Origin of the sequence: Streptomyces sp. NPDC048434 (assembly GCF_043200375.1) — a bacterium.
Classification (GTDB): domain Bacteria; phylum Actinomycetota; class Actinomycetes; order Streptomycetales; family Streptomycetaceae; genus Streptomyces.
Genome location: NZ_JBICXQ010000040.1, coordinates 28,503 through 42,837, shown reverse-complemented (window position 1 = coordinate 42,837; position 14,335 = coordinate 28,503). Strand labels below are relative to the sequence as shown.

Genomic DNA, 14,335 nt, shown 5'->3' with positions numbered 1-14,335 from the left:
GGCCGCGGCCGGATCACGGGCCGGCGATACGGAGCGCGGCGTCAGCGTTGGACGGCTCGCGGTGTCACCTTCCCCGGAGCCTCCGCTGCGGCGGCGCGAACCGGACCGTAAACGTCCCGGCAACGTCCTGGCGATCGGCCCGTGGTCTTGCGACCATGGCCCGGGTCCGGTGGGTCGCAGGGCCCCGACCCGCCCGGCCGAAGGGCGCACCGCGGACCGCGAACGGGCCGCTGTTCACCGTCCGTTCGACTGCGGGGCACCGGACAGCGATACGAACGGGGCGGCAGTGAAGTCGGTCGAGGCATGGAGGTTGGACATGGCGCAGGGATCCGGCGGCGGCTTCGGACGGCGGTCGCTGCTGCAGGGCGCGGCGGCCGGCTCGGCGGTGCTGGCACTGCCCGCAATCTCCTGTGCCGCGCCGGCGCAGGCCCGCAGCGGGCGGCCGAGCGCCGACTGGGGCGCGCAGGTCGGGGATGTGACCACGTCCTCGGGTCTGGTGTGGGTGCGGTCCGACCGGCCGGCCCGGATGGTGGTGCAGACCGCGGCGACGGAGTCGTTCCGTAACGCCAGGTCCTGGCACGGCCCGGTGATCGGGGCGGGGACGGACTTCACCGGCGTGACCTCGCTGCACGGCCTGCCCTCCGGTGAGCAGATCCACTACCGGGTGCTGCTCGCGGACCCGGATGACCCCCGGCGCACCGGCGAGCCGGTCACCGGCACCTTCCGCACGGCGCCCACGGGCCGCAATCCCACCGGTACACCGCGGTCGGGGTCCCCCCGGACGGAGTCCCGGGGGGATTCCGCCCGGGACGGCGGCGGGCGACGGGAGGGCGTCCGCTTCCACTGGTCGGGCGATCTGGCCGGGCAGGGCTGGGGCATCAACCCGGACCGGGGCGGCTACCGCATCTACGAGGACATGCGGCGCCGGAACCCGGACTTCTTCCTGTGCAGCGGCGACAACATCTACGCCGACAGCCCGATCCCCGAGCGGGTGACGCTGCCGGACGGCCGGATCTGGCGCAATGTGACGACCGAGGAGAAGGCGAAGGTCGCCGAGACGCTCGCGGAGTTCCGTGGCGCGTTCCGCTACAACCTACTCGACGACAATCTGCGCCGCTTCAATGCGCAGGTGCCGACGATCACCCAGTGGGACGACCACGAGGTGCACAACAACTGGTACCCGGGCCAGCTGCTCGACGACGACCGGTACACGGTGAAGGAGACGGATGTGCTGTCCGCGCGGTCGCTGCGCGCGTTCAGCGAGTACTTCCCGATCCGTACGCTGCGGCCCGACCGGGGCGGCCGGGTCTATCGCGTGGTGCACCACGGCCCGCTGCTCGATGTGTTCGTGCTGGACATGCGCCGCTACCGCAATGCCAATTCGCCGGGCCGGCAGACCGACGATCCGCAGGGCATTCTCGGGGCGGAGCAGCTGCGTTGGCTCAAGCGAGAGCTTTCCCGCTCACCTGCGGTGTGGAAGGTGATCGCCTCCGACATGCCGCTGGGGCTGGTCGTCCCGGACGGCAAGACCAACTTCGAGGCGGTGGCCCAGGGCGACCCTGGCGCGCCCCTGGGGCGCGAGCTGCAGCTGGCGGAGCTGCTGCGGCACATCAAGCACGACCGGGTGACCGGCACGGTATGGCTGACGACGGACGTCCACTACACGGCGGCGCAGCACTACGCGCCGGAGCGGGCCGCGTTCAAGGACTTCGAGCCGTTCTGGGAGTTCGTGTCGGGCCCGCTCAACGCGGGCGGATTCCAGGCGTTGAAACTGGATGGAACATTCGGGCCCGAGCAGCCGTTCATCAAGGCACCGGACCGTGCCAACACCTCTCCCGCGGAGAGCCCGCAGTACTTCGGCGAGATCGACATCGACGGGGGAAGCGGGGAGATGACGGTGCGGCTGCGTCAGGAGGGCGGCGACGTTTTGTTCAGCAAGGTGCTGCAACCGGGACAGGTAGGACAGTAGAGGCCAATGCGTCGATTGCGTCTTTTACCCGTCGGACACAATGTGTTGGCGATCAGGCAACACCTGTGCGCCAGGCTTGTGTGCATGACTGATGCATCCTCTGCCAATTCCGTCCGCCGCCATCACTGGCGGCGGGACGTCGTCGAGCTGGCCGCCCTGTTCACCGCCGTGGCGGTGGCCGACGCCCTCGCCAACACCGTCGCGCACGGCCCGTCGGGCCCGGTGATGCTGTGCTCCGCCGCGGTCGCCCTGCTGGCCACGACCGGCTTCCACATTTGGTGGTCACGACGCCACGAAAACGCACCGCCGCCGACCGATATCGGCGCCACGGCGGCGCCCCCGACCGGGCAGGCCCCTGGGGCCGACGGCGAGGAGACGGTGCTGTGGCGGATGCGGACCACGGTCCGGGACGAGCCGGGCAGCCTGGCCGTGCTGTGCACGGCGCTGGGCGCGCGGCGGGTGGACATCCTCAGCCTGCAGACCCACCCGCTGTCCGAGGGCACGGTCGACGAGTTCCTGCTGCGCGCGCCCGATGCGCTGACGGCCGGAGAGCTGTCCCGTACGGTGGCCGGCGCCGGCGGCGCGCACAGCTGGCTGGAGCGGGCCGATGCGCACGATCTCGTCGATGCGCCGACCCGGATGCTGAGCCTGGCGACCCGTACGGCGCTGGACTCCTCCGAACTCCCCCTGGCACTGCGGCAGTTGCTGGGGCGCTGCACGATCCATTCGGTGCCCGCGCGCTCGCTGCACGGCCGGCCGCTCGCGGAGCAGGTCCCCACGGAGGGCGTACTGGAGGAGCACCTCATGAAGTTCCGCGACCCCTCCGGGGGCTCGCTCACCATCGAAAGGCCGCAATTGCCGTTCACCCCGACCGAGTTCGCCCGGGTACGCGCGCTGGTCGACCTGGACGCCAGACTCGGCCAGCGGGTGCCACCGCGGCGTGATGTGCTGACGCTGCCCGAGGGCAACGAGATCACCGTCCGCCGCGCCGACACCTCCGATCTGGCCGCGGCCCGCGAGATGCACGACCGCTGCTCCTCGAAGACCCTGGGGCTGCGCTACCACGGCCCGATCGGTGACGCGGACCGCTATCTCGGCCATCTGCTCAGCCCGCGGTTCGGCCGCACCCTCGCGGTGGAGACCGCCTCCGGCCGGCTGGTGGCGCTCGGCCATCTGCTGTGGGACGGCGACGAGACCGAGGTCGCGCTGCTGGTCGAGGACGCCTGGCAGCAGCGCGGCATCGGCGCCGAGCTGCTGCGCCGGCTGGTGACGATGGCGGCGGAGACCGGCTGCGAGAGTGTCTATGCGATCACCCAGGCCTCGAACACCGGCATGGTGACGGCGATGCGCGGCCTCGGGCTGCCGCTCGACTACCAGATCGAGGAAGGCACGCTGGTGATCACCGCACGCCCGTCGGGGATGCCCGCGCGACGGGAGACCCGGGAGAGCGTACGGATCCAGGACGGCACGGGGCGCCGCTGAGCATCACCCCACGGCTCCCCGCCGAGCACCGACACCGCCGGCCGGGCGTATCGACGCCCGGCCGGCGCCGTCGCGCACAGGCCATGGCGCCGCAAAGCGACAGCAACGTACGCGCTCATGACGGTGACGCGGCGGGGCCATCCGTACGAGGATGGACGCATGTCCAACACCACTACTTCCGGGGGCGGTCCGCTGCCCCGCCAGGTCGCCGATGCCTATGTCGACGCCCTCATCGACCTGGACCCGATCACCGGAACCTTCCTCGGCATCGCCGAGAGCTCCGGAAAGCTCCCCGACTTCTCACCGACGGGCCAGGAAGCGGTGGCCCAGCTCGCCCGTACGACGCTGGAGAAGCTCACCGAGGCGGAGTCCCGGCCGGGCGCGGACGCTGCCGCCGAGCAGATCTGCGCGCGGCTGCTGCGCGAGCGGCTGACCGCCGAGCTGGCGGTCCACGAGGCGGGCGAGGGCCTGCGCACGGTCAGCAACCTCAGCTCGCCGCTGCACCACCTCCGTGAGGTCTTCACGGTCACCCCGGCCGAGACCGACGAGGACTGGGCGGCGATCGCCCAGCGGCTGCGGGCCGTACCTGCCGCACTGGAGGGCTACCGCGCCGCGCTCGACGCCGGCCTGAAGCGGGACCTGCCCGCCGGACCGACCCAAGTCCGTACCGTCATCGGCCAGTTGGACGAGTGGATCGGCACGGACCGCAGCTGGTTCGCCGAGTTCACCGACCCGGGCCCGGACAGCCTGCGCGCCGAGCTGACCGAGGCCGCCGAGCTGGCGGCCGGCGCCCTGGTGGAGCTGCGCGACTGGTTCCGGGACAGCTACGCCCCGGCCATCGAGGGCGCGCCGGACGTGGTGGGCCGGGAGCGCTACGCCCGGCTCGCCCGCTACTTCAACGGCGCCGACCTCGACCCGGACGAGGCGTATGCGTACGGCTGGTCCGAGTTCCACCGGCTGCTGGCCGAGATGGAGACCGAGGCCGAGAAGGTCCTGCCCGGCGCGAAGACACCGTGGGAGGCGCTGGCCTGGTGCGATGAGCACGGCGAGGCGGTCGAGGGCGTCGAGGAGACGCGGCAGTGGCTCCAGTCGCTCATGGACGAGGCCATCGAGGGACTCGACGGCACCCACTTCGAGCTGGCGGAGCGGGTGCGGCAGGTCGAGTCGCGGATCGCGCCGCCCGGTGGCGCCGCCGCCCCGTACTACACCCAGCCGTCGCTGGACTTCTCCCGTCCCGGCCGTACCTGGCTGCCGACGATGGGTCAGACCCGCTTCCCGGCGTACGACCTGGTCTCCACCTGGTACCACGAGGGGGTGCCCGGTCATCACCTCCAGCTGGCGCAGTGGGCGCATGTCGCCGACACGCTCTCGCGCTACCAGACGACGGTGGGCATCGTCAGCGCGAACGCCGAGGGCTGGGCGCTGTACGCCGAACGGCTCATGGACGAGCTGGGCTTTCTGACCAACGCCGAACGTCGCCTGGGGTATCTGGACGCGCAGATGATGCGGGCGGTCCGGGTCATCATCGACATCGGGATGCATCTGGAGCTGGAGATTCCGGCGGACTCCCCCTTCCATCCGGGCGAGCGCTGGACGCCGCAGCTGGCACACGAGTTCTTCGCGGGGCACAGCAGCCGCCCCGCCGACTTCGTCGAGAGCGAGATCATCCGCTACCAGGGCATGGCCGGGCAGGCCATCGGCTACAAGCTCGGCGAGCGGGTGTGGCTGCAGGGCCGGGAGGCGGCCCGCGCCCGGCACGGCGCGGACTTCGATCTCAAGGCCTGGCACATGGCGGCGCTGTCGCAGGGCTCGCTGGGCCTGGACGATCTGCTCAGCGAGCTGTCGGCGCTCTGACCTCGGCTCGGGTGTACGGCGGCCGGCCACTTCGCACGGTGTTGTGGCCGGCCGCCGCCGTCCGTAGGGTCCGCTGACATGACAGTGGATCTCGCGGCGGACCGGCCGCTCCTTCTGCTCCCCGGCGACCCGCTGCGTCCCCGGCGCACCGATCCGCACTTCGCGGCCGAGGCCACCGCGGCGCAGTCGGCCGGCGCGGCGACCGCGGTGCTCGACCACGAGGCACTGACCGCCGGGGACGCCGAAGCCGCGGTGGCACGGGTGCCGCGCGATGCCGGACCGGTCTGGTACCGCGGCTGGATGCTGCCGGCCGGCCGCTATGCCGAGCTGTCCGCTGCGCTCACCACCCGCGGCTGCCGTCTGCTGACCTCCCCCGCCGCATACCGCTCCGCCCATGAGCTCCCGGGCTGGTACGACACCTTCCGCGCGCTCACCCCGCACAGCGTCTGGCTGCCCTGCGCACCCGGCCGGGCCCCGGAACGGGCGGCGCTGGCGGCGCTTGCCGAAGCGTTCGGCGCGCCGGACCGGCCCCGTCCGCTCGTCGTCAAGGACTGGGTCAAGTCCCGTAAGCACGAATGGGACGAAGCAGCCCATGTCCCGGACGCGCACGACACCGAGCGGCTGACCGCGGTCGTCGGCCGCTTCGTCGCCCTGCAGGAGGAGTTCTTGACCGGGGGCGTGGTGCTGCGCGCCTTCGAGTCCTTCGATGCGGTGGGTGAGGCGCGGGTGTGGTGGGTCGACGGCGAGCCGGTGCTGACCGGCCCGCACCCCGACACCCCGGAGCTGCGCCCCGTCCCCGACCTCACCCAGGTGGCGCCCGCGGTACGGGAGTTGGGCCTGCGCTTCGTCACCACGGATCTGGCGCTGCGCACCGACGGCGTCTGGCGGGTGGTGGAGGTCGGCGACGGCCAGGTCAGCGGTCTGCCCGCGGGTGTGGACCACCGGCCGCTGTTCGAGGCGCTGGTCACCTCGGGCGCCGGCTACCCGCTGGCGCTCACGTCCGGCCGGGTGGCGCTGCGCGCGCTGCTGCCGGCCACCGCCGCGCGGGTCGCGGACGGCGAGTCCGCGGGGTTCGACTGGATCGACGGCACACCGCCCGAGACCACCTCGGGCGGCGCCGGTATCGCCGTACGCGCCGCCGCGGCCGGCAACTACCGGCCCGGCTGGGGCGTCTTCGTCCTGACCGACGCGGCCACCGGGTCGGCGCTCGGCAGCATCGGCTTTCACGGCCCGCCGGATTCCGACGGCTTTGTGGAGCTCGGCTACGACCTCTCCCCGTCCGCCCGCGGCGCCGGATGGGCGACCGACGCGACGCGGCTGCTGGCCGGCTGGGCGGCCGCCCGCCCCGACGTACGGACGGTGTGCGCCCTGACGGAGCCGGAGAACGTGTCGTCCCAGCGTGTGCTGGAACGGTCGGGCTTCCGGTTCGTCGGGGAGCGCGAGGGGCTACGGGCCTACGAGATCGACGGGGCCGCGGCCCCGGTCGGGGTCAGCGCCGGAAGCCGCCCTCGGAGTTGATGACCTCGCCGGTGATCCAGCCCGCCTCGTCGGTCGCGAGCCAGGCGATCAGCCGGGCCGGGTCGTCGGGCGTGCCCCACTGCCCGCCGGGGAAGCGCCCGGCGACCTGTTCGCGCAGCGCACCGACCGCGTAACCGGTGTCCACCGGGCCCGGGTTGACGGTGTTCACGGTCACCCCGAGGTCGGCGAAGGTGGTGGCGAGGCTGCGGGTCGCCGAGGCCAGCGCCCCCTTGGCCAGGCCGTAGGCGATCTCGTCCGGCATGCCGTCGCCCAGGTCCTGTCCGGAGGTCATCAGCACGATCCGGCCGCCCGGCAGCCCTTGTGGGCGCCGGCGCGCATAGGCCTGTGCGAGGAGGATCGCCGAGCGGGTATTGACCGCCCAATGCGCGTCGAGCATCGCCGCGTCGAGGGCGTCCAGGGGGCCGTCGCTGCCGCTGAGGGCGTGGTTGGCGACGAGGATGTCCAGCCTGCCGCCGAGCGCCTCGGCCGCGGTGTCGAGGAGCCGGGCGGGGGCGTCCGGTTGGGCCAGATCCGCGGGGCCCTGGGCCACCACCGCTCCCGGGACGGCGAGTTCACGTACCCCGGCGGCGACCGCGTCCGGGCCGCCCGGGTCCGCTCCCCAGGGCTGCCGGGCGTCGTGCGGGACATGGTGGTGCAGATAGACGCCGGCGCCGTATGCGGCCAGCCGCCGGGCGACGGCGTAGCCGATACCGCGGCGTCGGCTCGCCCCGGTGACCAGGGCGGTACGGCCGAGGAGCGGCAGCGGGTCGCGGCGCGGACCATCGGCGTCCGTGGCGCGGCGGGAGCCTTCGGCGGGACGGTTGTCGTCGTAGGTCATGACACAGCAGGGTCATGGGCTCCCGGTAGCGGTGTCATCCGGTTTTCCGGGCGGCGCGCTTCCGCGGGCAGCGGCGGGGGTCGGAGGAGGCTCAGCAGCCGCAGTGCCCCGCCCCGGCGGGAGCCGTCAGCGGGTCGGCCGGGCGCCGCTCCCTGCCCTGCCGGGTCTCGGTCCCGTAGCCTTCCCGGATGCCGGGCCCCCAGCAGTACACGACGACCGGGACCGCCGGATCGAGCAGCTCCCCCGCCTGCTGCGGGGTACGGGCGGTCGGCAGGTGGACGGCGCCCGGGACATGGCCCTGGTCGCCAATCTACGGTCCGCTCCCCGGCCCGAGAAGTGATGATCACCGGCGTAACCCTTGATCTGCCGGTGATTCCACTGCTAGACAGCGCGGATGACCGGCTATTCCCCCGACGCCACCGACTGGCGCATCCTCGATGTCCTGCAGCACAACGGCCGCGCGGGCTACGCCGAGCTGGCCCGCGCCGTGAACATGTCCGCCAGCGCGGTCACCGAACGGGTCCGCCGGCTGGAAGAAGCCGGGGTGATCTCGGGCTACGCGGCGGTGATCGACCCGGAGCGCATCGGGCTGCCGGTGCTGGCCTTCGTTCGGCTGCGGTACCCGAACGGCAACTACAAGCCGTTCCACGAGCTGCTGGAGACGACGCCGGAGATCCTGGAGGCGCACCACGTCACGGGCGACGACTGCTTCGTCATCAAGGTCGCCGCCGGGTCGATGAAGCATCTGGAGGAGGTGTCCGGCCGGATCGGCGCACTGGGCGCGGTGACCACCAGCGTCGTCTACTCCTCGCCGCTGGCCCGCCGTCCCGTCAGCCGGTGACCGGCGGCCCGTGACGCCCCCGCGCGGCGGACTCAGCCCCGTACGCGGTGCCGGACCGTGGAGCCCGAACGGTCCTTGACGACCTCCAGCTGGGCGGGAATCCGTGCCTTGAGATCGGCGACATGGCTGACGATGCCTACGCTGCGGTCGCGTTCGCGCAGTGAGTCCAGGACGTCCAGCACCTCGTCCAGGGTCTGTTCGTCCAGGCTGCCGAACCCCTCGTCGATGAAGAGGGTGTCCAGCCGGGTGCCACCCGCCTCGTCGGTGACGACGTCGGCGAGGCCGAGCGCCAGCGCGAGCGAGGCGAAGAAGGTCTCGCCGCCGGACAGGCTGGAGGTGTCCCGTTCGCGCCCGGTCCAGGCATCGATGACATGCAGGCCGAGGCCGGAGCGCCGGGCACCGCCGGCCCGTTCGTCGGAGTGGACGAGGGTGTAGCGGCCGGCGGACATCCGGTGCAGCCGGGCCGTGGCGGCGGCCGCGACCTGTTCGAGCCGGGCGGCGAGCACATACGACTCCAGGCGCATCCGCCGCTCGTTCTCCGTGGACGTACCGGAGGCGAGTGCGGCGAGGCGGGCGACGCGGTCGTGGGCGGCGCGCAGCGGGGCCAGCGCGCGGGCGTCGGCGTCGGCGTCGGCGGAGAGCCGGTCGAGCTCGGCGCAGCGGTCCCGGGCCGCGGCGTGGGTGGCCGAGGCGGTACGCAGCCGCGCTGCCGCGGCCTGGTGCGCGGTCTGTGCGGCGGCCGGGTCCGCGGGCGGCAGCGCCGCCGCGGCGGCGGTCTCGGGATCGGCCAACTCCGCCTCCACAGCGGCGGATTCGGCCTGCCATTCGTCGAGCCGCTGCTGCAGCACCCGCCATTCGTCGTCCCGCAGCAGGGCCTCCGCCGCGGCCTGCGGGGTGTCGAATCCGGCACGGTAGGCGGCGTCGGACAGCCCGGCGTCGGCGTCCTTGAGCCGCTGGGCGCAGGCGACGGCCGTACGGGCCGCCTCCGCCGCCGCGCAGAGCAGGGCGACCTGCCGCTCCAGCCGCGCGGCCCGGTCGGCCACGCTCGGGCAGTCGCCCCGCGCCCGGGTCAGCTCCTCTTCCAGGGCGGCCCGTTCGCGGTCCAGCGCCTCACGGTGGGAGGTACGGGCAGCGGCCCGGCGCTCGGCCTGCTGTTGCTCGACGCGGCGCCGTTCGTACTCCCGCTCGGCGCGTCCGAGCGCCTCACGGGCGGCATGGAGGTCGGCGCCGAGCGCATGGGCGCGGGCGAAGTCGGCGCGCAACTCCTCGACCTGGGCGGCGAGTTCACCGGCCGGGGTGTCCCCCGCCTTGGCGGCCGCGGCGGCCAGCGCCTCCTTGACCGACTGACAGTGGGCCTCTGCCTGCTGCCGTGACTCCTCGGCCCGGCGGTGAGCCTCCAGTGCGGCCTCTTCGGCCGTCCGGTCGACATGTCCCGCTCCGGGCCTGGCCGGTTCGGGGTGCTCGGTCGCACCGCACACCGCGCACGCCTGACCGTCGCGCAGTCCGTCCGCGAGCTCGGCGGCGATCCCGCGCAGCCTGCGGTCCTTGAGGTCGAGCCAGTGCTCGCGGGCCGCCGCGGACCGCTCCCTGGCGGCGAGCAGCTCCCCTTGCGCGGACCGCACGTCGGCATCGAGCCGGTCACGGCGACGGGCCGCCTCCCACCGTTCGGCGGCCGGTTCGATCCGGGCGCCGAGCTGTTCGGCCCGGGTGGCGGCCTCCTGCGCCGTTTCTATGCGCTGCTGGTGGGCGTGCTGGGCCTCGCCCCATCCGGCGAGCCACTCGGCGGCGTCCAGCAGCGTCTGCTCGTCGGCGCGCGCCTCACGGTCGAGGCCGGACCGCTCCCGGCCGATGTCAGCGGCGCGCCGCTCGGCCCGCCGGGCCACCCCGAGGGAGCCCAGGTCCTCCCTCACCTGCCGTTCCACCGAGGTGAGTTGATCACCCTCGGCATCGGCGAGAGCGGACGGCAGCGGGCTTCTGGCCTGCCGCTCGGCACGCTGTGCGGCGTCCAGTTCATGCCAGGCGGCATCGCGCAGGGCGAGCGCGGGCGCGACCTCCGCGGCCGCACGGGCCCGCTCCAGCCTGGTACGGGTGCGTTCCCGCTCCTCGGCACGGGCATCGAGCCGGGCGGCCCGTCGCCGGGCGTCCGCGTACCGCTGCTGGAGCCGGTCGCGCTCACGGGCCTCTTCCCACCGCCGGGCCGCCTGGTGCTCCGCGGCCTCGGCGGCGTGCACCGCACCACATGCGACCGCCAGCCGCTCCCGTGCGCTCACCCGGGCGACGGCCGCCCTGACCAGCACCGCTTCCGCGAACCCCGGCTCGCCGGGGCCCGGTGCGGCCGGGTCTTCCCCGGCCGCGGTACGGGCCGATCCGCCCCGTCCGCCGCCCTCCACGGGCCCGGCCTGCCCCGGCACGGTCGCCCTCACCGTGGCCGTCGCCGACGCCCGGCCGCGCCCGCCGGCCGCCGCGGCACCGCGTCCGCGCGCCGGTGCACCCGGTGCGGCCGGTCCGGCCCGGTCCGGCGCCGGAACCGACGGATCGGTGAGGTCGGCGCTCGCACCGGCCGCCTGCGCCATCCGGTGCGCCAGCGCCAGCAGCCGTTCGTCGCCTGCCATGACGGTGTCAGCGGCGGCCTTGCGGCGGGCATTCAACTGCTCTTCGAGGGCCGCGAACCGCCGGGTGTCGAAGAGCCGCCCCAGCAGCCGGGAGCGGGCCTCCGCGTCGGCCCGCAGAAAGCGCGCGAAGTCGCCCTGCGGCAGCAGCACCACCTGGCAGAACTGCTCCTTGCTCATCCCGAGCAGCTGGCCGATCTCCTCGCCGATCTCCTGGTGCGAGCGGCTCAGCGCCTTCCAGTGACCACCCGAGCCGTCCACCGGCCCGTCGCCGTCCGCCGCTCCCCCGGCATCCGCCCCCGCCGGTACGAATTCCCGCAGCCTGCTCTGCGCCTTCTCCTTCGTCGTGCCACTGCCCCGCTTCTTGGGACGTGGCTGCTCGGGCAGCCGAGTGATCTCCAACCGCCGTTCCGCCACGGTCAGTTCGAGGACGACCTCGGTGAGGATCAGCGGGTCGGCCAGATCGCTGCGCAGGGCCTGGCCGCTCTGCCGCGCCCCGGGCACCGACCCGTACAGCGCAAAGCACACCGCATCCAGGACCGAGGTCTTGCCCGCGCCGGTCGGCCCGTGCAGCAGGAACAGACCGTCCCGCGACAGCCGGTCGAAGTCGATGGTCTGGGTGCCGCCGAAGGGTCCGAAGGCGGTGAGGGAGAGCCGGTGCAGCCTCAACGCGCCACCTCGGCCGCCATGTCGTCGACGCGCACCTCGTCGATCGCCGAACGCAGTTCGATCCGCTCCTGCTCATCGGCCACCCGGCCGGACCGTACGTGCTCCACGAAGTCCTCGGCGATCTCCTGGTCGCTGCGCCCACGCAGCCGCTGCGCGTACGACGCCAGCGAGCGGGTGGGCCCGTCGTCGGGGTCGAAGACGAGGCTGACGATGTGCGGGAAGCGCCGGGCGAGCCGAGCCATGGGCTCCTGCGGACGGACGGTGTCGGTGAGCGTCGCCTCGACCCAGGACTCCTCGTGCCGGACCTGCTCCGGGTCCTCCAGCAACTCCTCCAACGGTCCCCGGATACGGGCCAGCGGCCGCGGCACCGGGCAGTCCACCCGCTCCGCGTGCACGGCGCCGTCCGCGTCGAGATCGACGGCCCAGGACGACTTGCGGTGACCGGCCTCGGAGAAGGAGTAGGCGAGCGGCGATCCGGAGTAGCGGACCCGCTCGGTGAGGGTCTGACAGCCGTGCAGATGCCCGAGGGCGACGTAGTCCACCCCGTCGAACACGGCCGCGGGAACGGAGGCGACCCCGCCGACGGTGATATCGCGCTCGCTGTCACTGACCGCACCGCCGGTGACGAAGGCATGCGCAAGCACCACGGAGCGGGTCCCCGCGGGCCGGCCGGCGAGGTCGGCCCGCACCCGGTCCATCGCCGCGCCCAGCACCTCCGCGTGGTCGGCCCGCCGGGCACCGAGGGCGTCGCGCACCATGGCGGGTTCGAGATACGGCAGTCCGTAGAGCGCCACCGGGCCGTGGGCGTCGGAGAGCAGCACGGGGGTGCCACAGCCGGCCGGATCGGTCCGCAGATGGATTCCGGCCTGCTCCATCAGCCCGGAGCCGACCCCCAGCCGGCGGGCGGAGTCATGGTTGCCGGAGATCATCACGGTCGGGACCCCGAGGGCGGCGAGCCGGTGCAGGGCATCGTCGAAGAGCTCGACAGCGGCCAGCGGCGGCACGGCACGGTCGTAGACATCGCCGGCCACCAGCACCACATCGATGTCCCGGTCGCGCACCGTCTCCACGAGATGATCCAGGAACGCGCGCTGGGCGGAGAGCAGGCTCACCCGGTGAAAGGACCGTCCCAAATGCCAGTCGGAGGTGTGCAGAATTCTCACGAAACAGCTCCGACCTGCATGTTCGTCCCCTCCATAGGCTTCGGGTCAGCACGGTCGGCCTTGGCTGCGGCAAGCCCCCCGTCCCTCACGGACCTCATTCTCGCACCCGCATCTGGCGTCAAATGACCGTAGATGTGCGCCGCGCTCGGCGTGCCGGCGCGGTCCGGGCAACGGGAGTCACGGACGTGCGACAGCCCGGGCCCGCGGGCCGGTACCGAGCAGAGGCGGGCATCGAAAGAACGCTCGAGGCCTGCGGCGGCTGCCGCGTCGGGGCGGTGAGGGTCGCCTCGTGCGCCGACGCGCAATTCACCGGACTGCCACACATCTTGCGAGCGTTCTCGGAAGGTCTGCGTATCGTCGGCACTTCGGCCGGTGGCCAGGAATCGCGGACCGAGGTGCCCACCCGCCGACGGGGGCAGAAGATCAGACAAGTCAGTAGCCGCACCGCGGCAAACGCCCAGCATCAAAGCACATTTATGCCCTGAAAGTGTGAAACCTTGGCAAATCCCCTCACGGTGCGGCCGCACGAACCGAAGGAGAAGTACAGGAAGCGGCAGTGAGCCGCTTGGATCGATCGGGAGATTGTTATGTCACGGATCACGCGGGTGGCTGCTCTGGCCGCTCTTGCGGCAAGTACTGCCCTGGGTGGCGCTTCGGCAGCGTTCGCAGACAGTGGCGCGGCCGGCGGCGCGGCCAACTCACCCGGAGTGGTGTCGGGCAATGCGATTCAGGTTCCGGTCCACATTCCGGTCAACGTGTGTGGCAACACCATTAATATCGTGGGGCTGCTGAACCCGGCCTTCGGCAACACCTGCATCAACGGCCTTGAGCGCCGGGTGATTGTCCGCCACCACACGGTCGTCAAGCACGTCGTCAAGCACGTCGTCAAGCACGCCAAGAAGAAGCACCACAAGAAGAAGCACCACCACCACCGTCCGGCCGGTGGCGTGCACACCGGCGGCGGCGGCATGGCCGGCAGCCGCTAGGACAGGAGCCGTCCCGGGCAGCGCCGATGATCTGGCGCTGCCCGGGACGACCACTGCCGAACCGCACCACCAAGCCCGGGGCCGGGCCGTTTGCACCGACAGCCCTTCCACCTTCATCGGAGGAGACGGCTCGGCCCCGGGCTCCCCACTGCCTCCTGACCCCCAGGAGGCCCGGCGGCCCCGGACCACCCGGCGTGACCTCGACGCCCGGCCCTGGCCGCCTTTCTCACCGCCAGGGCCTTGAGAGAACTTCGCGGCCGGCCCGCCGGCGTTGCTGACTTTCGATCCGGGGGGCGAAGCCCTCACCCGTGCACCCGCTTCCGGCCCGTATCTGCGGGGAAGCTGCTTCATGCCCGCGTCACGGACCAGCAGTGCCATCTGCACCCGGTTGGCCCCCAGCTTGGCG

The 14,335-nt window shown here is 72.9% G+C and carries 8 protein-coding genes and 2 pseudogenes; 6 read left to right on the top strand and 4 right to left on the bottom strand.

The annotated features are described in order from the left end of the window. The first annotated feature begins 316 nt into the window (after positions 1 to 316). The 4 genes from ACGFWI_RS35080 to ACGFWI_RS35065 all read left to right on the top strand — a co-directional run bounded on the left by ACGFWI_RS35080 (position 317) and on the right by ACGFWI_RS35065 (position 6,823). Entirely contained in the window at positions 317 to 1,969 is a 1,653-nt protein-coding gene (locus ACGFWI_RS35080) for an alkaline phosphatase D family protein (RefSeq protein ID WP_393910107.1), read from the top strand. Between the two features lie 84 nt (positions 1,970 to 2,053). After that, on the top strand, positions 2,054 to 3,451 hold the full coding sequence (locus ACGFWI_RS35075; protein WP_393910106.1) for a GNAT family N-acetyltransferase: 1,398 nt from the start codon (positions 2,054 to 2,056) through the stop codon (positions 3,449 to 3,451). Between the two features lie 159 nt (positions 3,452 to 3,610). Then, entirely contained in the window at positions 3,611 to 5,305 is a 1,695-nt protein-coding gene (locus ACGFWI_RS35070; RefSeq protein ID WP_393910105.1) for a DUF885 domain-containing protein, read from the top strand. Between the two features lie 78 nt (positions 5,306 to 5,383). Beyond that, the gene (locus ACGFWI_RS35065) at positions 5,384 to 6,823 is read left to right on the top strand and encodes a GNAT family N-acetyltransferase (RefSeq protein WP_393910104.1); all 1,440 of its coding nucleotides are present in this window, start codon (positions 5,384 to 5,386) and stop codon (positions 6,821 to 6,823) included. Here ACGFWI_RS35065 and ACGFWI_RS35060 read toward each other — a convergent pair. Then, entirely contained in the window at positions 6,795 to 7,661 is an 867-nt protein-coding gene (locus tag ACGFWI_RS35060) for an SDR family oxidoreductase (RefSeq protein WP_393910103.1), read from the bottom strand. The genes ACGFWI_RS35065 and ACGFWI_RS35060 overlap by 29 nt on opposite strands. A gap of 91 nt (positions 7,662 to 7,752) precedes the next feature. Next, positions 7,753 to 7,965 (bottom strand): annotated as a pseudogene (locus ACGFWI_RS35055) (rhodanese-like domain-containing protein); the annotation flags it as partial. A 90-nt stretch (positions 7,966 to 8,055) separates the two neighbouring features. Here ACGFWI_RS35055 and ACGFWI_RS35050 point away from each other — a divergent pair. Beyond that, entirely contained in the window at positions 8,056 to 8,502 is a 447-nt protein-coding gene (locus ACGFWI_RS35050; protein ID WP_393910102.1) for an Lrp/AsnC family transcriptional regulator, read from the top strand. 32 nt (positions 8,503 to 8,534) lie between these two features. On the opposite strand, the gene ACGFWI_RS35045 is transcribed toward ACGFWI_RS35050, so the two are convergent. Together ACGFWI_RS35045 and ACGFWI_RS35040 are read right to left on the bottom strand one after the other, a co-directional pair. Continuing rightward, positions 8,535 to 11,780, bottom strand: a complete 3,246-nt coding sequence (locus ACGFWI_RS35045; protein WP_393910101.1) for an AAA family ATPase — start codon at positions 11,778 to 11,780, stop codon at positions 8,535 to 8,537. Continuing rightward, complete coding sequence (locus tag ACGFWI_RS35040) at positions 11,777 to 12,943, bottom strand: exonuclease SbcCD subunit D (protein ID WP_393910100.1); 1,167 nt, start codon at positions 12,941 to 12,943, stop codon at positions 11,777 to 11,779. The genes ACGFWI_RS35045 and ACGFWI_RS35040 overlap by 4 nt, the downstream gene beginning before the upstream one ends. A gap of 587 nt (positions 12,944 to 13,530) precedes the next feature. Between ACGFWI_RS35040 and ACGFWI_RS35035 the strand changes: the two are divergent. Beyond that, positions 13,531 to 13,764: pseudogene (locus tag ACGFWI_RS35035) on the top strand (chaplin); the annotation flags it as partial. Positions 13,765 to 14,335 lie beyond the last annotated feature (571 nt).